This window comes from Nonomuraea soli (assembly GCF_013761175.1).
GTDB classification, from domain to species: Bacteria; Actinomycetota; Actinomycetes; order Streptosporangiales; family Streptosporangiaceae; genus Nonomuraea; species Nonomuraea soli.
The window spans coordinates 391,756-414,165 of the sequence record NZ_JACDUR010000001.1 but is presented as its reverse complement, the minus strand read 5'-3'; the positions used below and the strand labels follow the sequence as shown (position 1 = coordinate 414,165).

Here is a 22,410-nt window from a genome sequence, read left to right as displayed (position 1 = left end):
GGGACGGGGTGCGGCGTTTTCGCGTGCCCGGCCGCGTTTCCGGACGATCACACTAGGGTCTCGAGTCGATCAAGGACTCTTGCCCGCCGTACTTCGTTCCGCTGAGCATGGGCCGCATGCGGGGGCTGGTGGTGACGCGGGCACGTGACGAACCCTTACTCCTCGCTGCCGCCTTCGGCGCCATCCTGCTGGCCACCACGACCCTCGTGGCGCTGGCGATGTTCGCCTCCTCGGTCGTCGAGGCGGGCGTCGAGCGGGCGCTGGCCACCGCTTCGCTGACCTCGACGTCGACCACCGTCACCAGCCCGGTCAGGTCCGCGGACTTCACCGCCGTCGACGAGCTGATCCGCGCGACGAACGCCTCGCTCTACGGCAGGGCCGCGACGTATCTCAGCGCGACCTCCGGCTCCTTCGTGGTCCCGGGCCAGGAGGACCGCAAGCATCCCGACCTGCTGGTCTTCGCCACCAACGACCAGCTCGCCGAGCACGCCAGGCTGATCGCGGGCCGCTGGCCCTCCCCCGGGCCCATGGTCGAGGCCGCCGTCTCGCGTCCCGTCGCCGAGGCGCTCGACCTCGTGCCCGGCCAGGTGTTCACGACCGAGAACCGCCTCGATCACACCGGCGTGAAGGTGCGCGTCACCGGCGTCTTCCAGCTCGACGACCCCTCCAGCGAACGCTGGCGGTCCGAGGCGATGCTGGTGCGAGGCGTGTCGTACGGCAGCTACACCACCCACGGCCCGCTCATGGTCACCAGGCAGGCCTTCCAGCGGCACTTCACCGGCCTGGTCACGCCCACCTGGACGACCGTCCCCGACCTGCGCGGCCTGCCGCCGGCGGCGCTGGGTCCGCTGGCGGAGCGCGTCGCCGCGCTCAAGCAGCGCCTGGCCGCGCAGGGATGCCAGCGGTGCGGCGTCGCCTCCCGCCTGCCCGAGACCCTCACCCAGTTGCGCACCGCCGCGCTCGTGGCCCGCTCCACCATGCTCATTCCGGTGCTGCAGCTGCTGTTGCTGTCGGCGTACGCGCTGATGTTCACCGCCAGGCTGCTGGCCGGCCACCGGCGCATGGAGGTGGCGCTGTTGCGGGCGCGCGGCGCGGGAACGGTGCGGTTGTCGCTGCTGACGGCGGGCGAGGCTCTGCTGGTGGCACTGCCCTGCGCCGTGGTCGCGCCGTTCCTCGGGCCGCCGCTGATCGCGCTGGTCGCCGGTCTGCCGTGGATCCACGCCACCGGCGTGAGCCTCGAACCGGTGCCGGGCCCGCGGGCCTTCCTGCTGTCGGGCGCCGTCGCGCTGGCCTGTGCCGTCCTGCTCGTGCTGCCCACGCTGGCCGGCGCCCGCCGCACCTACGTCGAGGTGCAGACCTCACGCGGCGAGCGCGGCCTGCTCCAGCGGGCGGGCGCGGACGTGGTGCTGCTCGTGGTGGCCGCGCTGGCGTTGTGGCAGTTGCAGAGGTACGGCGCGCCGGTCACCTCGACGGCCGCGGGCGAGCTCGGCATCGATCCGCTGATCGTCACCGGGCCCGCGCTCGCCCTGCTCACCGGCGGCCTACTGGGCCTGCGGCTGGTGCCCAGGATCTCGAGGATCGCCGAACGGGTCACCTCGAAGCGGCCCGGCCTGGCGCCCGCGCTCGGCGCGTGGCAGGTCAGCCGCCGCCCGGCACGCTACGCCGGGCCCGCGCTCCTGATCACCATGGCCGTCGCGATCGGCGTGGTCTCCCTGGCCACCACCGCGACCTGGCGGGCCTCGCAGGTGGACCAGGCCTCCCACGCGGTCGGCGCCGACCTGCGGCTGACCGGATCGCCCGACGGCCAGGAGCTCGGACCGCTCGGGCGCGGCGCGTCCTTCGCCGGACTGCCCGGTGTCACGGCGCTCAGCCCGGCCCATCGCGGCGGCCTGGAGATGTCGGGCCTGTACACCGCCGTGCTCGCCCTGGACGCGGACCGGCTGGAGCAGGTCATGAAGCTCCGCCCCGACCTGGGCGACCGCGGCCTCGCCCAGCTCGGCGCGGCGTTGCGGGCGGGCCGTCCCGAGCCGCGGCTGCTGCCCATGCCCGGTGGACGGCTCGTGTTCTCCGTACGGGTCCGGGGCCGCGACTCCGTCAGGCTCAGGGCCACGCTCGTGGACGGCCAGGGCGTCTGGCACGACGTGCGGCTCGGCCCGCTCCAGGAGGGCGAGAACCGGCTCGAACTCGACGCCGGCCTGCTGGCCGGGCGCAGCGGGCGCCTGTCGGGGCCGGTCGGGCTGCGGGGGCTCACCTTCGACGTGCCGCTGGGGCAGGACGACGGGCGGCTCACGCTGGCCGTCTCCGGCCTGCCCGGCCAGTGGTCGCGGCTGTTCCGCTCGGCCACACCGCTGCCCGAAGCGTCGATCAGGCCGATGGGCGACGGCTTCGAGCTCTCCGTCGCGTCGGGCGGCGTGCCCAGGGCCTCCCACCCCCTGGTCGTACGGCTCGGCACCGACGAGCACGAGCCGCCCATCCCTGTGGTGCTCGGCGCCGGCCTGGCCGGCACGCTCAAGCTCACCACCGGCCAGAGCCGGGATCTGGCGCTGGACGGCTGGCCCGCGAAGATCACGGTGGCCGGGGTCCTGCGGGCCGTGCCCTCGGCCGATCAGGAGCAGCCGGTGGTCCTGATGGATCTGGCGACCTTGCAGGAGCAGCAGCACCGGCTCGGCCATCCCGTGCGGCCCACCGGCGAGTGGTGGTTGTCGGCCACCGGCGACCAGGCACTGCAGCGGGTGCGCCGCACCCCGGAATGGGACACCTCGGCGCTCTCGCTCGGCGAGACGATCGTGCGGCTGCGCGACGACCCGCTGGCCGGAGGGCTGCAGGGCGCGCTGATCCTCGGCTTCGCGGGCGCCCTGGTCTTCGCCGTCCTCGGATTCCTGGTCAACGCCGCCGTCGCGGCCAGGGAGCGGGCCGCCGACTTCGGCATTCTGCGGGCGATGGGCGTGAGCTTCCGCCAGGTCTCCGGGCTGCTGGCCGTCGAGCAGGCGTTCGTGGTGGGGCTGTCGCTGGTGGTCGGCACGCTGCTGGCCGCCGGCGTGTCGGCGTACGTGGTGCCGCGCATGGTGCTGACCGGCCAGGCCGCCCAGGTCACGCCCGCCGTGGTGCTGGAGCTGCCGTGGGGGGCCGTGCTGGCGATGCTCGCCGGGATCGCGCTGGTGCTGTTCGCCGTGCTGGCCGCGCTCGCCCGCCGCCTGCGCAGGACGGGGCTGGGGCGGACGCTGCGGATCGGGGAGGAACGATGAGGCCGGCGCCCCTGGGCACGGCCCTGCGCCTGGCGGGCGGCGGCCGGGGCGCCGTGGTGACGCTGGGCGTGCTCCTGTTCGCCGCGGCCCTGCTGGTGTCGGGGGCGCCGAAGGCGGTCGAGGGCGCCTACGACGCGGCCATGGCCGACACCCTGCGCCGTGCCTCGGCCCTGCACACCGACCTGACCGTCACCATGAGCGCCTACGGCGGCGGCCGCGCACCCTCCACCGTCCAGGACTTCGCCTACGAGGACGCGTCGCTGCGCGAACGCCTGCCCGCTTCCCTGCGCGGCCTGGTCACCGCCGGGCACCACCGGCTGGAGCTGCCGACACGCCCGATCGAGGCGGGCACCGACGTGCGCCGCTCCTACCTCGGCCTCGTATGGGCCTCCGCTCTGCGGGACCGCGTGCGCTGGGTCGCCGGGCGCCCGCCCGGAGCCGGGGAGCAGGCCGTCCAGGTGGGCCTGCCCCGGTCGGCAGCCGAGGAACTGCACGTCGAGGTGGGCTCGACCCTGCGCATCGGCGCGCCGTCCGCGCTCACCGTCGAGGTCACCGGGCTCTACGAGCCGCTGTCGCCGGCCGACCGGTTCTGGGACCACCACCGCCGCGCCCGCGCGATCGAGTACGTCTACCCGCCGGGCCCCGACGCCCAGCTGGAGCGGCACGTCATGGGCCTGGTCCCTGACGCGGGCCTGCCGGGCCTGGCCGGGCGGGCGGTCGAGCTCACCTACAGCTGGGTGCTCCCCCTCGACCCCGGCCGCCCCGACGCGCGGGCCGCCCCCGGCATCCCGGCGGGTGTGGCGGAGTTCGGCGGCCAGATCGGCTACCACAGCGAGCTGCCCGGCACCATCTCCATGCTCAGGACCGACCTGCCGCGCATCATCGAGACCTATCTGGCCGATCTGCGCTCGGCGTCGGCCGTCGTCTACCTCGTGCTCGGGGCGCTGCTGCTGGTGGCCGCCGGAGTGCTGGCGCTGGCGGTGCTGCTGCTGTGCCGGCGGCTGGAGCGGCCGCTGTCGTTGATGCGGGCACGCGGCTGCTCCCTGGCGGGGATCGCGCTGAGCGGGGCGGCAGTGATCGCGCTGGGTGCGCTGCCCGCGACGGTCGCCGCGCAGGTCGTGCTCTGGTTCGTGCCCGGCCCCGCGGTGCCGCTCCACAACGCCGCGCCCGCCGCCCTGGCGCTCGCGACGGCCGCGGGCGGCGCGGTGCTGCTGGCCGTACGGCATCGTGTCCCGCTGCCGGAACACCGGAGCGACCTGGCAGGACGCCGGTCGGGGCCGGTGCGCGTCGCGATCGAGGTCGCGCTCGTCGGGCTCGGCGTCACCGCGCTGCTCCTGCTGCGCGCGCGGGGGCTGAGCGGCGATCCGCTGGTGCTGCTGGCGCCGCTGCTGATCACGCTGGCGGGCGCGGTGCCGGCCCTGCGGGTCTATCCGCTGCCGCTGCTGCTTCTCGTACGGCTCGCGGCCAGGCGCCGTGACGCCGTGCCGTACCTGGGGCTGGTCATGGCGGCCCGCGCCCGCCTGCTGTCGGCCGCGCCGGTGCTGGTCCTGGTGCCCGCGCTGGCCGTCTCCGTGTTCGGCGCGGGCGTGAGCGCCTCGCTGGCCGACGGGCAGGAGCGGCGGGCCTGGTCGGAGGTGGGGGCGGACGCGCAGGCCGAGGCGGCCGGCGGCTTTCCCGCCGGCGCGGTCGAGAGGGTACGGCGGGTGCCGGGGGTCACGGGGGTGGTGCCGATCCAGGTCAAGCGCACCCGGCTGGCCGACTACCAGGAGCACACCGTGCTGGCGCTGGACCTGGCGGCCTTCCGCGAGCTCGTCGGCGACACCCCTGTGCGGGCGCCCGCACCGCCGCCCGCACTGCCACCCGCCGCTCCGGGCGCGATCGCGGCGCTGGTCCCCCCGGAGCTCGTGGGCCAGGAGCTGGAGATGTACTGGGGCGGGAAGATCACCCTGTCGGCGAGCGCGCCACTGGAGGGCTTCCCCGGGCGCGGTGGCCGGGTCGTGGTGATCCCCGCCGACCCTCGATTCGGCGATCCGGCCCTGCTGTACGTGCGCGGAGCGGGCGTGGATCGTGACCGCCTTGCCGCGGCCCTGGGGCCGGGGGTCACACTCACCCTGCGCTCGCAGGTACTGTCCACCATGCGCGCCGCGCCGCTGACCGGGCTGGTCCAGACGACGTTCCTGCTGGCCACGCTGCTCTTCGCCGGCTATGCCGCGCTGGCCGTCGTCCTGGCGCTGGTGATCACCTCGAAGGAGCGCGGCGGTGCGCTGACGCTCTTGCGCACGCTGGGCCTGACCGCAGGGCAGGCGCGGCGGCTGACCCTGGTCCAGGTGGCTCCCGTGGTGCTGCTCGGGGCGCTGGCGGGCGTGGCCGCGGGGCTGGCGCTGCCGTTGCTGCTTGACCCCTTACTGATACTTCGTATCAATGAGTAAGAACATTGGGATCAGGTGCGGTTTGTGTCACAGTTCCGATATCACGCGGGCATCGCCGCAGCGTATCGGCTGCGCATCCGTTGACACGCGCGCCTTGATCCAGCCCGGCACGACTGTCGAGAGTGCTCTGAACAGGTGAAAGTACGGGGAAGCGGAGGACCCATGCGGGGGCAGGTGCCTCTTGTCGTCAAGCGTGCGTTCAGCGAGCCGCTGCTGCTGCTCGCGGCGCTGGGATCGATCTTGCTGGCGACCACGACACTGGTCTCGCTGACCATGTACGCCTCCACGATCGCCGACGTCGGCGTGCGGCGCACGATGGAGAAGGCCGGATTCGGCACCACGTCGGCGACCGTGTCGGCGCCGGTGACCGGCGAGAGCTTCGCCGAACTCGACTCGATCGTCCGCGAGCAGCTGAGCAAGGCCTACGCCAACGTCTCACTGGCCGTCACGACCAGCATGCGCTCCGATTCCTATGTACGGCCGGGCCAGGAACGCCTCAAGACGCCCGAGCTGCTCAGGTTCGGCAGCAACGAGGCCCTCCAGGAGCACGCCAAGATCGTCGAGGGCGCCTGGCCGTCCGACGGCGGGCCGGTGGTCGAAGCGGCGGTCTCGGTCACCGCGGCGGCCACGGCCCAGCTGCGGGTGGGCGACGAGTTCGTCACCCGCTCCCGGCTCGACGACAAGCCGGTCAAGGTGAAGATCACCGCCCTGTTCCAGCTCGACGACCCGTTCGGCGCCCGCTGGACCTCCGAGCCGCTGCTCGGCCGGGGCATCGAGACCCTCAACTTCACCAGCTACGGCCCGCTCATGGTGGGGCGCGAGACGTTCCTGTCGCGGTTCGCCACCAACGTCAGCACCACCTGGACGGCCGAACCCGACCTGCGCTCCCTGACGCCCGAGCAGCTGCGGCCCATGGCCGCCAGCCTCTCCGGCCTGCGCGACGAGCTCAAGCGCGCCGGATGTTCCTCCTGCACCACCACGGGACGCCTGTCGGAGATGCTGACCCAGCTCAGCACCGCCTCGCTGGTGGCCCGCTCCACCATGCTCATCCCGGTCCTGCAGCTGCTGCTGCTGTCGGCCTACGCGCTGATGCTCACCGCGCGCCTGCTGGCCGACCACCGCCGCATGGAGGTCGCGCTGCTGCGCTCGCGCGGCGCCGGCATCTGGCGGCTGGGCTTCCTCGCCGGCGGCGAGGCCCTGCTGGTGGCGGTGCCCTGCGCGATCGTCGCCCCCTTCCTCGGGCCGCCGATGCTCGCCCTGATCAACTCCCTGCCCTGGATCCGGTCCTCGGGCGTGCACCTGGCCCCCACACCCGACCTGGGATCCTTCCTGGTCTCCGCCGCGGTCGCGCTGGCCTCCGCCGTCCTGCTGGCGCTGCCCGCCCTGGCCGGCGCCCGCCGTACCTATGTCGAGGAGCAGTCGTCGCGGGGCCGGTCGGGGGCGCGCGGCCTCATCCAGCGCGCGGGAGCCGACCTGGCCCTGCTCGTCGTCGCCGCGCTGGCCATCTGGCAGCTGCAGCACTACGGAGCCCCGGTCACCGGTACGGTCACCGGCGAGCTGGGCATCGACCCGCTCATCATCTCCGGGCCGGCCCTGGCCCTGCTCACCGGCGGCATGCTCGGCCTGCGGCTGGTCCCCAGGGTGTCGAAGATCGCCGAACGGGTCACCAGCAGGCGGGCGAGCCTGGCCCCCGCCCTGGGCGCCTGGCAGGTGGCCCGCCGCCCGCTGCGGTACGCCGGGCCCGCGCTGCTGCTGACCATGGCGATCGCGATCGGCATCGTCTCCATGGCCACCGCCTCCACCTGGCGCTCCTCCCAGGCCGACCAGGCCCGCCACCAGACCGGCGCCGACCTGCGGCTGACCGGCCCCGCCGACGGCCAGGAACTGGGCGCGCTCGGACGCGGCACCGCCTTCGCCTCGCTGCCAGGCGTGCGCGAGGCCGGTCCCGCGCTGCGCCAGGACGCCGACTTCGGCGACGTGCGCAGCGTGCTGCTCGCCCTCGACGCCACCAAGCTGCGGCAGCTGTTCCAGCTCCGCCCCGACCTGTCCGGGCAGACGCCGGCCGAGCTCGGCAAGGCCCTGTCCGTCGCCCAGCCCCAGGCGCTGGAGCTGCCGGGCAGGCCCGGCAAGCTGACCCTCGACGTCGGCGTCGAGAGCTCCAAGGTCGACTTCTCGCCCCTGCGGCTGGTCGTCTCCGACGCGCTCGGCGTCTGGCGCGGGCTCAACGTCACCGGGGTACGGCCGGGCGCCAACCACATCGAGGTCGACCTGGCCGGCCTGGCCGGACGCAGCGGTCAGATCAGCTACCCGCTGAGCCTGCGCGGCATGATCGGCACCAACACCCAGGGCATGCCGGTGTCGCTGAAGGTCGACCGCATGCTCGCCGACGGCGTGCCGGTGCCCTGGACCTTCACCCTGGCGATCGAGGACGGCACGCCCAGCCTCGCCCTGCCGTCGGGCCAGCCGCCGGCCGCGGCCACTCCGCTGCCCGTCGTGCTCACCTCCGGCCTGGCCGCGACCCTGAAGCTGACCGAAGGACAGACCGGGCGAGTCGTCTTCGAGGGCCGCCCGATCGACATCAAGGTCGCCGGGATCGTCGAGCGCATGCCGACCACCTCCCCCGACCAGCAGGCCGTGCTCGTCGACTGGACCACGCTGCAAGGACACGACATGGCCGCGGGCGCGATGGCCAGGCCCGCCACCGAATGGTGGCTCGCCTCCGACGACACCACCGCCGCCCTGGCCAAGCTGCGCACCAGCCCCCAGTGGGACTTCACCGCGCTCGACCAGGCCACCCTGGCCACCGAGCTCCAGGACGACCCGCTGGCCAGCGGGCTGCAGGGCGCGCTGATCCTCGGCTTCCTGGCCGCGCTCGTCTTCGCCACGCTGGGCTTCCTGGTCAACGCGGCCGTCGCGGCACGCGAGCGCATGGCCGAATTCACCATCCTGCGGGCGCTGGGCGTCAGCTTCCGCCAGATCTTCGGGCTGCTGGCGATCGAACAGACCTTCATCATCGGACTGTCGCTGACCGCCGGGACCGTGCTGGCCCTCGTGGTGGGCACGCTGGTGGTCCCGCACATCGTCCTGACCGGGCAGGCCTCGGCGGTCACGCCGTCGGTGCTGCTCGACATTCCGTGGCCGGCCACCGTGGCCATGCTGGTGGTGGTGGCGGCACTGCTGTTCGCCATCGTCGCCGGGCTGGCCCGCAACATGCGCAAGCAGGGCCTGGGCCGGGTGCTGCGCATCGGGGAGGAACAGTGAACTCGGGGGTCCTGGCGCGGGTGCACGCCGGTGCGGTCGCCGTACTGGCCTTGCTCACCCTGAGCGCGACCCTGCTCGTGTCGGGCCTGCCGCGCGCCATGAACGGGGCCTTCGACGACGCGCTGAGCCGCAAGCTCGACTCCGTCACCGCGCGCGAGGTCGACCTGAGCGTGCGCTTCCAGCCCGGCAGCGGCAACGGGCTGGGCATGCGGGACCGCTCCGCCTTCGAACAGCGCGACCGGCTGGTGCGCTCGGAGCTGCCGCGGCCGCTGTCCGCGATCGTGCGCCCGCCCGGCTCCGGCACCTCGCACATGAGCCTGAGGACCCTGGCCGCACCCGTCATGGGCGCGCCCGACAAGTACCTCGACATGGGCTGGATGAGCGACGCCGCGCAGCGCATCGAGTGGGTCGGCGGCGCCCCTCCCGGACCGCCGCGCGCGAGCGGCGGCATGACGCTGGTCGAGATCGGCGTCACCCAGCACGCGGTCGAGAAGATGGGCCTGGCCCTCGGCAGCGAATACGTCGTGGGCGCCACCAAGCCGCTGCGGCTCAAGGTCACCGGCGTGTTCAAGGCCAAGCAGCCCGACTCCGCCTACTGGACGCACCACCCCGACATGCTCAGGGCCGCGGTCAGCGTCAAGCCCGGCACCACCTCCGACGAGTTCCGCTACACGGCCCTGATCGCCGACGCGAGCGTGTCGACGCTGGCCGACACCGACCGCCAGGTGGTCTACAGCTGGATCCTGGGGCTCGACACGGCCGCCGTGAGCTCGCTGCGCGTCGGCGAACTGCTCACCGCCCTGCAGGACTACCGCCGCGACCTCGGGCTGATCGAACCCAGCTGGGGCTCCTTCCGGCTCGACTCGCTCCTGGGCGAGCGGCTGACGGAGTTCAGGACCGAGCTGGCCACCGCGGAGACCATCCTCTTCCTCGTGCTGGGTGGGCTGCTGCTCGTCGCGCTCGGCGTGATCGTGCTGGCCGCGCAACTGCTGCTGGAGCGCATGGACCAGGCGCTGGCGCTGATGCGGGCCCGCGGCGGCGCGCTGGCCACCGTGGTACGGACCGGCCTGGCGCCCATCGCCCTCAGCACCGTCCCCGCCGCGCTCGCCGGCTACGCGCTGTCGTACCTGGTGCCGGGGCCCGCCACCCCGATCGTCCACATCGCGCCCCTGCTCGTCCTGCTGACCGTGCTGGCCTTCTCGGCGGTCATGATGGCGAGCGCCCACCGCACGCCACTGCACGAGCGGCGCGGCGACGTCGTCTCCCCCAAGCCCTCGCCGCGGCGCATCACGCTGGAGATCCTCGTCATCGGCCTGGCCCTGGGCGGCGCCTACCTGCTGCGCACCCGCGGCGTGACCACTGAGGTGTCCGAGCAGGGGCAGGACCCGTTCCTGCTGCTGGTCCCGATGGCGCTCACCGTCGCCGCCGCGCTGATCACGCTGCGCTGCTACCCCTATCCGCTCCGGCTGGTCGTACGGCTCGCGGCCCGGCGCCGGCCCGCCGTGCCGTTCCTGGGCCTGACCAGGGCGGCGCGGGCCAAGGCCTTCAGCGTGCTGCCGGTGCTCATCCTGCTGCCCGCCCTGGGCGTCTCCGTCTTCGCCTCGATGATGGCGACCGGCCTGGACAGCACGCAGAAACTCGCCGCCTGGCAGCGGGTGGGCGTGCCGATCAAGCTCACCACCGAGCTGGAGTTCAGCGCCGAGGCGATCGAGCGGGTGCGCGAGGTCGCCGGGGTGCAGGAGGTGCTGCCCGCCCAGACCGGCATCGTCCAGCTGGGGCTGGGGGCGCAGCGCTTCCCCGTGCTCGCCGTCGACCTGGCCGGCTTCGCCCGGATCGCGGAAGGCTCGCCCGTCCCGCTGCCGGCGCAGCCGGCCGGCCAGGGCATTCCCGCGCTGGTGTCGAAGGAGCTCAAGGGCGTCACCAAGCTCGACATCGGGTGGCAGACGCGCATGACCCTGACCCCCGCCGGTGAGCTCGCGGCCATGCCGGGGTTCTTCTCCAGCGGCAAGTTCGCCGTCGTGCCGTACGACGCCAACGAGCGGGCCGGGACGCGGGTGGCGCCGAACGTGCTGCTCGTCAAGGGCGCGGCCAACGCCCAGGCGTTGCTCGCCGCGACCGGCGTAGCCACCCAGATCCAGACTTATGACCAGATCTACAGCGAGATCGCCGACGATCCGCTGACCTCCGTCATCCGCACCACCCTCCTGGTCGCCACCATCGCGATGGCCGTCTACGCCTGCGTCGCGGTCATCGTCTCGCTGGTCATCAGCGCCGCCGACCGGGCCGACGCCCTGTCGTTCCTGCGTACCCTGGGACTGTCCACCGGCCAGGCGCAACGGCTCACCGTGCTGGAGGTGTCGCCCCTGATCCTCATCACCGCGCTCGTCGGCCTGGGCCTCGGACTGGCCCTGCCCAGCGCGCTCGGGCCAGGCGTGGACCTGTCCGCCTACGCCGGAGACGTGGCCGTCGGCGCCTACGAGGTCGACCTGCTCACCCCGATCCTGCTGGCCGCAGGACTCACCCTCGTCGCCATCCTCGGCGCCCTCGTCCATACGATCATCACCCGCCGCCGTACTCTCGGCTCGGTTCTACGAGTGGGGGACTAAGTGGAACAGACCCTGTCAGAGCTGGAAGCGCAGGCACTGTCGGAGAAAGCCGCCTTCGGCGGTGACGCCCACATCGTCTGCGACAACCTCGTGCGCATCTACAAGACCGAGGGAGTCGAGGTCGTCGCCCTGCAGGGCCTCGACCTGCTGATCGACAAGGGCGAACTGGTGGCCATCGTGGGCGCCTCGGGCTCGGGCAAGTCGACGCTGCTCAACGTGCTGTCCGGCCTCGACATCCCCACCGCGGGCGTCGCCAAGGTCGGCGGCATGGACCTGCTGTCGATGACCGCCCGCGACCGGCTGCGCTACCGGCGCGAGGTCGTCGGCTTCATCTGGCAGCAGACCGCGCGCAACCTGCTGCCCTACCTGACCGCGCGCGAGAACGTCGAGCTGCCGCTGAAACTCGCGGGCAGGAGCGGACGCGCCCAACGCTCCGCCTACCTGCTCGAACTCCTCGGCGTCGACTACTGCGCCGACCGCAAACCCGACCAGATGTCCGGCGGCGAGCAGCAACGCGTCGCCATCGCCGTGGCCCTGGCCAACTCGCCCACCCTCGTCCTCGCCGACGAGCCCACCGGCGAACTCGACAGCGAAACCTCCGCCGAGGTCTTCGACGCGCTGCGCAAGGCCAACAAGGAACTGGGCGTCACCGTCGTCATCGTCACCCACGACCCGCTCGTCTCCGAGCAGGTCGACAGGACCATCGGCATCCGCGACGGGCGCACCTCCAGCGAAACCGTGCGCTCCTCCGGCGGGCACGCCCAGGAGTACGCCGTGCTCGACCGCGTCGGCCGCCTCCAGCTGCCCCGCGACTTCACCAACGCGCTCAACATGGAACGCCGCGTCAGGCTCGAACTCGAGTCCGACCACATCGGCGTGTGGCCCGCTTCGCCTTCGGAGGAAACCGGTGAATGAACCCCTGGTCGTCGTCGAGGGCGTGCGCAAGGTCTACCGCACCGGGCCCAAGGAGGTCGTCGCCCTGCGCGAAGTGACCTTCTCCGCCTACCCGGGCGAACTCATCGCCATCCGAGGCCGCTCCGGCTCGGGCAAGACCACCCTGCTCAACCAGATCGGCGGCCTCGACAGGCCCGACGCCGGACGCGTGACCGTGGCCGGGCAGGAGGTCACCGCACTGGGCGAGGACCAGCTGCTGGCCCTGCGGCGCGACGTCGTCGGCTTCGTCTTCCAGTCCTTCGGGCTCATCCCGGTGCTGTCGGCCGCCGAGAACGTCGGCGTGCCCATGCGCCTGCTGCGCACCCCCGTCGACGAACGCGAGAAGCGCATCCGCATGCTCCTGTCGCTCGTCGGCCTCGAACAGCACGTCAACCAGCGGCCCTACGAACTGTCCGGCGGCCAGCGCCAGCGCGTCGCCATCGCCCGCGCCCTGGCCAACCGGCCGCGGCTGCTCATCGCCGACGAGCCCACCGGGCAGCTCGACTCCCAGACCGGGCGCCAGATCATGCAGCTGCTGCGGGCCCTCGTACGCAGCGAGGGCGTCACCGCCCTCGTCGCCACCCACGACCCCAGCCTGATCACCCTGGCGGACCGGGTGCTGGAGATCAGCGACGGGGTCCTGCGGGAGACGGTGCTGCAGGAGTCTTGAACGCGAAACCTCCGCTCGACCCCCACCAGGCGAAACCCGCGCCCAAACCGAGACCAGCCGCAGCCTCCGCCCCGCCCGCCCGCAGCCGCGGCCCACGCCCAGCCGCCACCGGCCGCAGCCTCCACCCGGCCCACCGCCAGCCGCAGCCTGCGCCCGGGGCGAGACCAGCCGTAGCTACCCAGACGACCCGCCACAGCCGAGCCCCGATCCAGCCCGCCACCATCCCGCGGCCCACGCTCAGCTGCCACCGGCCGCAGCCTCCACCCGATCCACCGCCAGCCGCGGCCTCCGCCCGGCCCGCCGCCAGTCGAGGCCTGGGCTTGGGACTGCTGGTCGGCTAGCGTCCCGTGCGGCTGGCGACGATCTCCTGGATGGCGTGCTCCAGCGCATACCCCGTGTCGGCGCCGCCCCCCTTGACCTGCTCATCCGCATAGGCCACAGCCTTGATCGCCCGTGACAGCCCCTCAGGCCCCCACCCCTTGAGCTGCCTGCTCACCCGGTCGACCTTCCACGGCGGCATGCCCACGTGCGCGGCCAGTTGCCCGCCACGCAGGTTGCGCGGCGCGCCGGCCACCTTCGCCAGCCCCCTGAGCCCTCCGGCCAGCGCGCTCACCAGCAGCACCGGCGCCACACCGCTGCCCATCGCCCAGCGCACCTGCTCGAGCGCCTCGGCCAGCCGCCCCTCCACCGCCGAGTCGGCGACCGTGAACCCGGTGACCTCCGCCCGCCCCCGGTAGTAGCGCTCGACGGCGGCCAGCCCGATCGCCTTGTCCTCGGTGTCGAACATCAGCTGGTTGCACGCCGCCGACAGGTTGCGCAGATCGTTACCGACGGCCTCGAGCAGCGCCTGGGCGGCGTCGGTCGAGATGCTGCGCCCCACTCGCTTGAACTCCGCCTTGATGAACTCCATGCGCTCGGTCGCCTTGGTGACCTTGGCGATCGTCGTCGTCCGGGCGCCGGTCTTCTTGACCCCGTCGACCAGCGCCTTGCCCTTGACGCCGCCGGGGTGCACGAGCACGAGCACGGTGTCGTCGGAGGGAGCCTTGGCGTAGGCGAGGACCTCGGCGATGACCTCCTTCGCCAGGTCCTGCGCCGACCTGATCACCACTATCGTCTGGTCGCCGAACAGGGACGGCGAGGTCAGCCGGGTCATCTCTCCGGACTCGACCTTTCCGCCCACCAGGTCGTGCACCTCGGCGTTGGGATCGGCCTGACGCGCCGCGGCCACGACCGCCGACACAGCCCGATCGACGAGCAGTTCCTCGTCGCCGACGATGAGCGTCACAAGGTCCGGTGGGGTCTGCGCCATGCCGAGCAGCATGCCATGCCGTACCGACAATCAGGTACTCGATCTGGCCTGATGGTGGAACCGCGCCGCCCGCCGCTGGTGTAGCGGCATCAGCGCTCGCCGTCGAGCGTCACGGGCCAGCCAGCCCGGCAGCCGCCCCAACGGCCACCCCGAACCGCTGTCTTCGGCCGCCGTGTGGGGCTTCGTCCCGGTGACCGTTCGGGGCCCGACCCCGGTCACCCTGTAGGCCGCCGCGATGGCATCCGATCACGTGTGCCAGCGCGGCACCCGATCCACCACGCAACCGCTGTCCTCGATGGCCGCCACCACGAAGCTCTCCTCCACCATCCCCTCGGTCAGCAGGCTGACCTTGCCCGTCATCTGGTTGACGTCCACACCCACCACGCCGGGCAGCTGCGCGAGTGCCGCCTTCATGGCGCTCACGCAGTGGGGACAGCTGTCCGGCTCCAGGCCGCTCACGTGGTAGGTGACCAGGCTGTGCGCAAGGGTGATCATAGTCTCCGCTCCAATGCCATACACGGGTTGGGTATCTTGGCCCTTCGCGTGGCCGTACCCTCTCTGCGATCTTCGCGGAGCCGCGGCGGCACGAGCCAGCGAAACCGCCTTCCGCTTTGCGACATGGCGGAGATCGGAACCAGAGGAGAGACGGGCAGTGCGAGAAGAGGCGGCGGCCAGGCGGGTCTACGCGCGGATGCGGCAGCAGGGCGAGCCCTTCGAGACCGCGGCCAAGGCGCTGGCGCTGCGTCCCGGCGAGCTCGACCAGGCCAGGGACAGGCTGGCGGAGCTCGGGCTGCTGCACCCTGGCGCCGACATCGCGGTGGACGCGATGGCGGCGCTGACGCGCATGATCTCCGACGGCGACGACCTGATCCACCGCCTCGCCGTACAGCGGGCCGCCTCGCGGGCGCTCACCGAGCACTACCTCGACCTGCCGTACGGCACGCGTGAGGACGGCCCGGTGGAGTTCTTCCCCCGCAGCCGGGTCGACGAGCTGCGGCGGCGGCTCCGGACGGCCGAGGTGGCGGCGACCGGCGAGATCGTGGCCATGCACACCCCTCACACGTGGGATCCGGTCCGGCTGGCCTACGCCTTCGAGAACGACCGCGAGTCCGTCGAGCGCGGCGTGCGGGTGCGGGTGATGCACAGCCACGGCCAGCTCCACATGCCGGTCCTCCGCGAGCACATCCAGGCGCTGATGGAGCACGGCGTGGAGGTGCGGACGGCGCATTTCGTGCCGGTGCGCATGATCATCATGGATCGGCGGACCGCCATCGTCGAAGTGGCGCCCGGCGACCTGGAGGCCGGGGCGCTGTTCATCGAGGACCACCCGCTGACCGCGACCCTTGCGGCGCTGTTCGACTACTGCTGGATGACCGCCTCCGAGCCCAAGGACGTGCCGCGCGGCGCCGACGGCGAGGAGCTCACCGACCAGCAGCGCGCTGTCCTGCGTCTGCTGGCGACCGGGGCGAAGGACGACGCGATCGCGCGGGCGCTGGGTGTCTCGACCAGGACCGTCACCCGTGTCGTCGGCGAGCTGTCGGCGGTGCTGGGTGTGACCAGCAGATTCCAGGCGGGCGTGCGTGCTGCCAAGCTCGGATGGCTCTGAGCTCGACCAGCATGGATATGCGAATCGATATCGCGGGCCGTCGATATCGCTATTAGACACGATCTGATCACGTCTGCTTTGCTCCTCACTTCTGACAGTCGACCGGTTGATGGGACTTGTAGTGCGAAATCTCCACACCCGCCGCCTGCCGGCAGCCCTGGCGATCACCGTTCCGCTCGTGGCCGCGTCATCGGGCGTCTCGACCGCCGCATCACCGGGCGTCTCGACGGGCGTCTCGACCGCCGCATCACCGGGCGTCTCGGCGGGCGTCTCGGCGGGCGTTGCCTCGGCCGCCACGCCGTACGTGCATCGGTCCGAGAGTGCCGGAGCGCGCGTGGGGTCGACCGCGCGCCCGCCAGAGAGTGCTGTGACGCCGACGGGGTCGTACGTGCGTCCGGTGGGGAGCGTCGCGGTGCGGGCGAACGTGCGGGTCGCGCCCTCCGTGAGCCGGGCGTTGCGGGCGCTGGAGGCGGCGTTCGATGGTCGCATCGGTGCGTACGCCGTGGACACCGCGACCGGCCGGACGGTGGTGTACCGCTCGCGTGAGCGGTTCCCGTTGTTGTCCACCTTCAAGGCGATGGCCTGCGCGGCGGTGCTGCACAAGGCGCGTACCTCGGAGCCGGGCCTGATGAGCAAGGTCGTGCGCTGGAGCGCCGCCGAGGTGAAGCCCAACTCTCCCGTCACCGCCAAGTACGTCAAGCAGGGCCTGAGCGTGGCGCGGTTGTGCGAGGCGGCCATCACGCTGAGCGACAACACCGCGGGCAACATGCTGCTCAAGCAGATCGGCGGCCCTTCCGGCCTGACCAGGTATCTGCGCACGCTCAAGGACTCCGCCTCCCGCCTCGACCGCTGGGAGACCGAGCTGAACGACTGGTCGCCCGGGGAGCGCCGCGACACCACCACGCCCGCGGCCATGGCGCGCGGCCTGCGTGCGGTCACCGTCGGCACCGCCCTGCACGCGAAGGACCGCGACCGCCTCAACGCCTGGCTCGTCGCCACCGAGACCGGCGAGGCCCGCATCAAGGCCGGACTCCCCTCAAGCTGGGTGGTCGGGCACAAGACCGGCACGGGTGGTGTGTACGGCACAGCGCACGACGTCGCCGTCGTCTGGCCGGATCGCACATCGGCGCCGATCATCATGGCGATCTTCACCAACCGCAAGGCCTCCGGAGCAGACGCGGACGAGAAGATCATCGCGCGGACGGCCACCATCCTGGCCCGCGGCCTCGGCAGGCTCTGATGGCGCGTCGGGGGACGAAGATCGCACAGCTGGCCGCGGCAGCCGCCGCCTCGGGGGTCCTGGTGGCCGCCATCGCCTTCCCCACCGTGGGCGGGGCCGGGATCGGCCTGGTCTCGGCAGTCGACCTCACGCCCATGGCACTCGAAGAGCCGCCGCTCGCCGAGGTGTCGATCGTGCAGGACGCCAAGGGCAAGGAGATGGCCCGGTTCTACGAGCAGTATCGGCAGGTCGTGGGCGCCGACCAGATCGCCGGCATCATGAAGACGGCGATCGTGGCGATCGAGGACTACCGCTTCTACGAGCACGGCGCGATCGACCTCGAAGGCACGATCCGCGCCCTGGCCACCAACATGAGCTCGGGCAGGGTCAGCCAGGGCGGGTCGAGCATCACGCAGCAGTACGTCAAGCAGGTGCTGCTCAACGCCGCCGACACCGAGGCCGAGCGCAACTCCGCCCTGGAGGCCAGCTACGGGCGCAAGCTGACGGAGCTGCGCTACGCCATGGGGGTCGAGCAGAAGTACACCAAGGACCAGATCCTCGAGAAGTACCTGAACATCGCCTACTTCGGCGCGAGCGCCTACGGCATCGAGGCCGCCGCCAAGAGGTTCTTCGGCGTCAAGGCGCGTGATCTCACGCTGCCGCAGGCCGCCACGCTCGCGGGAGCCGTACAGGACCCGAACGCCACCGACCCCAACCTGGGCAAGAAGCAGCGCCAGCGCCTGCTGAAGCGCCGCAACGTGGTCCTGGCCCGCATGGCGGAACTCGGTAAGATCACTCCGGAGCAGGCGGCCGCCGCGAAGGCCGCCAAACTCGGCTACAAGGGCACCGGCCTGCCCGGAGGCTGCGAGTCGAGCACCCAGCCGTACTTCTGCCTCTACGTGCGCCAGGACATCCTGCGCAATCCCGCCTTCGGCGAGACCGCCGACGCGCGGGTCAAGATGCTCAACCGCGGCGGCCTGACCATCCGCACCACCCTCGACCCGGCCATGCAGGAGTCCGCCGACCGGGCGATCAAGAAATACGTGCACACCTCCGACAACGCCGTCGCCTCCGAGGCGCTCGTGCAGCCCGGCACAGGTGCGATCAAGGCCATGGCCGCCAGCAGGCCGTACGGCACGCGCAAGTCCAAGCACGAGGTCTCCTACAACCTTGTCGCCGACGCCGAGCACGGCGGAGGCATGGGATTCCAGGCAGGGTCGACGTTCAAGACCTTCACCCTGATCAGCGCGCTGAAGCAGGGCATGAAGCTCGACGACGGCCTGCTCGCCGGGGCCGGCTACCGTGCGCCGAGCCTGGCGGCGTTCACGAACTGCAAGGGCCAGGGCATCGGCGACACCTCGCACACGGTCACCAACGACGAGGGCTCGCCCGGCTGGAAGACGCTGCGCACCGGCACGTGGAGCTCGGTCAACACGTTCTTCGTGGAGCTGGAACAGCGCGTGGGGCTGTGCGAGACGGTCAAGACGGCCAGATCGCTGGGCATCCACCGCTCGGACGGCGGCAAGCTCCAGGAGTTCGAGACGTTCACGCTGGGGATCAACGAGATGGACCCGGTGACCGTGGCCAACGCCTACGCGGCCATCGCCGCTCGCGGGCGGTACTGCGCGCCGATGGCCATCACCCGCATCACCGACCGCGACGGCAAGGCCACCGACTACCGGCCCCGCTGCAAGCAGGCGCTCGAACCGGCCATCGCGGACGCGACCGCCGAGGTGCTGTCGGGGGTGTTCACCAAGGGCACGATGCGCTCGGTGGGCGGGATCGGGCGCGCCGCCGCCGGGAAGACGGGGACGACCGACGCCTACGCGGCCGCCTGGTTCGCCGGGTTCACGCCCGACCTGGCGGGGGCTGTGAGTATCGGCGATCCTCGGGGGTCGCAGGCGCACAAGCTGATCGGGGTCACGATCGGGGGGCGGTACTACGGGTCGGTGGCGGGGGCCACGCTGCCTGGGCCGATCTGGAAGGAGACCATGATCGGGGCGTTGCGAGGGGTGCCCGCCACGTCGTTCACGGCTGTGGACGCGGCCCGGTTCGAGGGGTGCAGCCGGGCGTGCGCCCCGGCGCGTCAGACGTCGGATGGCGGCGGGGACCAGGGTGAGCAGCAGGAGGATGGTGGCGAGGACGAGGGCGCGGTGGGTGACGGGGGCGATCAGGGGGATGGTGGTGGCCAGGAGCAGGGCGGCGGTGATGCTTCGGAGGAGGGCACGGGCTAGGTGGGGGGCGCGTGTGTGCTGGGTCGCGGGGGCTCGGTGTGGCGCGTCGATGCGGACCACGGAGGCGCGGCAGGGCGAGGTCAGCCGCGCCGAGGACGCGCGGCCCGGCACGGCGACCCGGGGCTCAGGGGCCCGGGGCTCGGGGATCCGGGGCTCGGGGATCCGAGGCTCGGGGATCCGAGGCTCGGGGATCCGGGGCTCGGGGATCCGGGGCTCGGAGGGCTGGTGTGGCATGCGGTGGGGTGTGAGGTCCGTCATTCGCTGCCTCCGACGGCCAGTCGGCCATCGCGCTCCAGCACCACGAGATGTCCCGCCTGGTCGGTGCGGTAGATCCGGGTGCCGAGACGGTGGAGGGCTGCCAGGGTGAAGGGCGCGGGGTGGCCGTAGAGGTTGTCCGCGCCCACGCTGATCAAGGCGGCCCGTGCACCGGTGGCGGCCAGGAAGGCCGGGTCCTGGCGCGCTGAGCCGTGATGAGGCACTTTGAGCACGTCGACGGACGGCAGGCCGTGCCGTACGAGGGCGGTCTGGGCCTCCGTCTCGATGTCGCCGCTGAGCAGTGCCGAGCCCGCCGACCAGCGGACGTGCAGGACGATGCTGGCGTTGTTCACGGCGCTGCCCTCGCCGGGGCCTTCGCTCGCAGGCGAGCCGGTGGGCGGGCCGAGGACGGTCACCTCCGAAGGGCCGAAGGTCCAGCGGGAGCCGGGGGTGGCCACCCATCGCGCTGGCTTGGGGGTCTGTGGGCCCTGGTCAGGGATTGGGGGAACTGGTTCTCTTTCCGCTCGTGGGTGCTCTTCGGTGACGGGGCTCAGCAGGACGGCGCCGACCGGGCGGCCTCTGAGGACGCCCGATGTCCCGGCCACGTGGTCGGCGTGGGGGTGGGTGAGCACGAGGAGCGGCACCTCTCTGACGCCCAGGTCTCGCAGGCATCTGTCCATGAGGATCGGATCCGGGCCCGTGTCCACCACGACGCCTCTGCCCGGTCCTGCGGCGATCACCAGGCCATCACCTTGGCCGACATCGCAAGCCACCAGCAGCCAACGGGGTGGAGGCCAGGAGGCCACCATCGGGCGTACGGCGAGCACGGCCAGCAGCACCGCGCACACGATCACGGCGATCAGCGGGCGCCATCTGCCTGAGCGGAGAAGGGGCACGGCTATCGCCACGACGACGGCCAGGAGGGCAAGCCCCGGTAGGCCGCCTGGCCATGGGATCTCCGTCAGGGGCATGCTTGCCGCCCACTCGGCGACGGCGATGATCCAGGCCACCGCGTAGCCGGCGGGGATGACCAGTAGTTCGGCTGCTTCGGGTGAGAGGGGGGCCACCACCGCCGCGGCGAACCCCAGGAGGGTGGCGGGGGCGACGGCGGGGGCCGCCAGGAGGTTGGCAGGTATGGCGATGAGGGTGAGCTGGCCTGCCATGAGGACGAGGACCGGGGTGACGGCGGCCTGCGCGGCGATGGGGATGGCCAGGGCTTCCGCGATCCAGTGGGGCAAGCGGCGGCGGCCTGTGGAGGGTTGGCGGTGGGGATGGGTCGCCGAGGGGTGGTCTGGGGTGTCGGTGGGTGGGAGGGAGCGGTGCAGCTTGGCTCGCCAAGCCGTCAGGTTGAGCGGAGGGCTGGCTCGCCGAGTCGTCGCGCTGCGCAGGAACGTGACGTGCCGAGTCTTCAGGTTGCGCAGGCGATCGCGCAGGGGCGTGGGGTGATGGGTGGCTGGGCCTCCGGCCAGGGCGTTGCTGAGGCGTGGGGCGAGGAGGAGCAGGCCCGCGGTGGCGCAGACGGACAGGGCGAAGCCGTACGAGCGGGCCAGTCCTGGGTCGAAGAGGATCAGCAGCAGCACGGCCGCCGACAGGGCGGTGAAGCCGTCACGGGCGCGGCCGGTGCCCAGGGTGAGCATGGCCACCAGGCCCATGACCAGGGCTCGCAGGACGCTCGGGGAAGGGCGGGCGACCACCGCGAAGGCCAGCATGGCGGCCGAGGCCAGGAGAGCGCGGGCAGGCAGGGGGAAGCCCGCCAGGCGGGCCAGCGCGAGGACGGCGCCGGCGACGATGGCGAGGTTGGCGCCGCTGACGGCGAGGAGGTGGGTGAGGCCCGCGTCGCGGAAGTCGGCGGCCACCTGGGGGTCCATGCGGGAGACGTCGCCGACGACGAGGCCGGGGAGGAGCCCTCGCTGGTCGGGTGGGAGGACCGCCGCGGCGTCGCGCAGGCCTGCGCGGAGGTCGCCCGCTGCGGTGTGGATCCAGGTGGGGCGGGTGAGGATGCGGGGCGGGCCGCGGACCAGGAGGAAGGCGGCTACCAGATCGCCGGGCGCGGCGGGGGTCAGGCGGCCGGTCACCTGGAGCCGTTGGGACGGGAGGAGGGGGCCCCATTGCGGGCCGTTGGCGAACAGGACGACGGGGGTGCTGAGGGTGGTGCGGGTGCCTTGGTGGTGGATTGCATCGATTCGGGCTTGGGCGACGATGCTCTCTCGGCTGGTGGGGGACTTTCGGGCTTTGGGGTCGTCGGTGAGGGTGACTTCGGCGGTGATCGTGGCGCCCTGGGCGGCTAGGGCTGGGATGGGTCCCGTGGTGGTGCTGTGGAGGGTGAGGGCCACGACGGCTGCTGTGGCGGCCATGGCGCTCAGGAGGGCGGTGAGGGGGCGGCGGTGGCGGAGGGGGATCGTGGGGAGCGGCGGCTTGCGGTGGCGGGTTAGCGGGCGTCTGGGGGCCGCGTGGCGGACGTGTGGGGTGAGGCCGGGCGGGTGAGGGCTTGATGGGCGGGTGAGGAGCCAGGCGAGCACGGCGAGGGTTGCGCAGGCCGGTGCGGTGAGGGTGGCGATGAGGGGTGGGAGGGCGAGCAGGGTCAGCGCGGTGAGCCACGCGCCTGCGGCGGGGAGGGTGAGGCTCCACATGCGCGGTTCGAGG

12 protein-coding genes are annotated in these 22,410 nt (G+C 72.5%); 9 read left to right on the top strand and 3 right to left on the bottom strand.

The features are described from left to right. Positions 1-116: 116 nt before the first annotated feature. The 6 genes from HNR30_RS01925 to HNR30_RS01900 all read left to right on the top strand — a co-directional run bounded on the left by HNR30_RS01925 (position 117) and on the right by HNR30_RS01900 (position 13,144). Positions 117-3,245, top strand: a complete 3,129-nt coding sequence (locus tag HNR30_RS01925) for an ABC transporter permease (RefSeq protein WP_181607845.1) — start codon at positions 117-119, stop codon at positions 3,243-3,245. Then, on the top strand, positions 3,242-5,674 hold the full coding sequence (locus HNR30_RS01920) for a hypothetical protein (RefSeq protein ID WP_181607841.1): 2,433 nt from the start codon (positions 3,242-3,244) through the stop codon (positions 5,672-5,674). Before HNR30_RS01925 ends, HNR30_RS01920 begins: the two co-directional genes overlap by 4 nt. Positions 5,675-5,836: 162 nt before the next feature. Further along, positions 5,837-8,935, top strand: a complete 3,099-nt coding sequence (locus HNR30_RS01915; RefSeq protein ID WP_181607838.1) for an ABC transporter permease — start codon at positions 5,837-5,839, stop codon at positions 8,933-8,935. Next, positions 8,932-11,541, top strand: a complete 2,610-nt coding sequence (locus tag HNR30_RS01910) for an ABC transporter permease family protein (RefSeq protein ID WP_181607835.1) — start codon at positions 8,932-8,934, stop codon at positions 11,539-11,541. Before HNR30_RS01915 ends, HNR30_RS01910 begins: the two co-directional genes overlap by 4 nt. Beyond that, positions 11,542-12,456 (top strand): ABC transporter ATP-binding protein, encoded by a 915-nt coding sequence (locus HNR30_RS01905; RefSeq protein WP_181607832.1) that lies wholly within the window; start codon positions 11,542-11,544, stop codon positions 12,454-12,456. Further along, positions 12,449-13,144 carry an ABC transporter ATP-binding protein gene (locus tag HNR30_RS01900; protein WP_312894186.1) on the top strand — a complete coding sequence of 232 codons (696 nt, stop codon included), beginning with the start codon at positions 12,449-12,451 and terminating at the stop codon, positions 13,142-13,144. The genes HNR30_RS01905 and HNR30_RS01900 overlap by 8 nt, the downstream gene beginning before the upstream one ends. Positions 13,145-13,481: 337 nt before the next feature. Here HNR30_RS01900 and holA read toward each other — a convergent pair whose 3' ends face one another. Together holA and HNR30_RS01890 are read right to left on the bottom strand one after the other, a co-directional pair. Next, positions 13,482-14,453, bottom strand: coding sequence for a DNA polymerase III subunit delta (gene holA / locus HNR30_RS01895; protein ID WP_246377092.1), 972 nt, complete (start codon positions 14,451-14,453; stop codon positions 13,482-13,484). A 246-nt stretch (positions 14,454-14,699) separates the two neighbouring features. Beyond that, a complete protein-coding gene (locus HNR30_RS01890) occupies positions 14,700-14,948 on the bottom strand; it encodes a heavy-metal-associated domain-containing protein (protein WP_181607829.1) in 249 nt (82 codons plus the stop codon). Positions 14,949-15,105: 157 nt separating this feature from the next. Between HNR30_RS01890 and HNR30_RS49875 the strand changes: the two genes are divergently transcribed. The 3 genes from HNR30_RS49875 (at position 15,106) to HNR30_RS01875 (ending at position 19,512) form a co-directional block, all read left to right on the top strand. Further along, a complete protein-coding gene (locus HNR30_RS49875; protein ID WP_181607827.1) occupies positions 15,106-16,059 on the top strand; it encodes a helix-turn-helix transcriptional regulator in 954 nt (317 codons plus the stop codon). Positions 16,060-16,180: 121 nt separating this feature from the next. Further along, the gene (gene bla, locus HNR30_RS01880) at positions 16,181-17,299 is read left to right on the top strand and encodes a class A beta-lactamase (RefSeq protein ID WP_312894185.1); all 1,119 of its coding nucleotides are present in this window, start codon (positions 16,181-16,183) and stop codon (positions 17,297-17,299) included. Continuing rightward, positions 17,299-19,512, top strand: coding sequence for a transglycosylase domain-containing protein (locus HNR30_RS01875; protein WP_181607821.1), 2,214 nt, complete (start codon positions 17,299-17,301; stop codon positions 19,510-19,512). Before bla ends, HNR30_RS01875 begins: the two co-directional genes overlap by 1 nt. 254 nt (positions 19,513-19,766) lie before the next feature. Here the strand turns inward: HNR30_RS01875 and HNR30_RS01870 are convergent, their stop codons facing one another. Beyond that, entirely contained in the window at positions 19,767-22,397 is a 2,631-nt protein-coding gene (locus HNR30_RS01870) for a ComEC/Rec2 family competence protein (RefSeq protein WP_281389442.1), read from the bottom strand. Between the last annotated feature and the right edge of the window lie 13 nt (positions 22,398-22,410).